The following is a 703-nucleotide window of genomic DNA, read 5'->3' as shown; positions in this document are numbered from 1 at the left end:
TACACTATTACTTGGAGGGGATTTTTCATGGCCAAAAAAGGTACAACATTTAATACATACTCAAATGAGATAAAGTTATCAGCTGTTCAAAGTTATTTAAACGGTGAAGGAAGCTACGATATGATAGCGGAGAAATATCAGATTAGAAGCTCTACACAACTTAAAAATTGGGTGAAAAAATATAAAGAATGTGGTGAAATTACAGATACTCGTGGGGAAAATAATAAAATGAAAGGTATACCGAACCCTTTAAAAGGTAAACGGATTCATTTTAAAACTGTTGAAGAAGAGCGTGATTACTATAAGGCTCAGGTTGAATATTTAAAAAAGCAGTATCCAAATCTGTAAATGGGGGCGTACTAAAATATAAAGAACGATATCATATCATTGAATTACTAAAGAGAAAATATCCCGTTATATGGCTTACTAATTTTGCGGGTGTACATCGCTCAAGTTACTATAAGTGGGTTCATACAAAAAGTATGAACAACATACGACTAGAATCCGATAAACGATTAAAAAAGGTAATTCAATCTATTCACCTAAAGCACAAAGAATATGGTTATCCACGTATGAAAATTGCTTTAGAAGAAGAGGGTTATTTTATAAATCACAAAAAGGTATATCGATTAATGAGTGAGCTTAACATTCAGTCTATTATTCGGAAGAAGCGTCGCTTCTTTAAAGGGAATTATTCTAATAC

The 703-nt window shown here is 32.1% G+C and carries 2 protein-coding genes; both read left to right on the top strand.

Features of this window, described 5'->3' with window-relative positions; translation table 11 throughout:
• On the top strand, positions 1-348 hold a 348-nt coding region (locus tag JDS92_RS30060), incomplete at its 5' end, for a helix-turn-helix domain-containing protein (protein ID WP_242476060.1).
• A gap of 134 nt (positions 349-482) precedes the next feature.
• Positions 483-703 (top strand): IS3 family transposase (locus JDS92_RS30055; RefSeq protein WP_199633040.1); only part of this gene is annotated, 221 nt, incomplete at its 3' end.

Origin of the sequence: Bacillus cereus group sp. N12, assembly GCF_016483575.1 — a bacterium.
GTDB lineage: Bacteria > Bacillota > Bacilli > Bacillales > Bacillaceae_G > Bacillus_A > Bacillus_A toyonensis.
The sequence above is the reverse complement of the archived record's forward strand: the minus strand, read 5'-3'. Positions and strand labels throughout refer to the sequence as shown.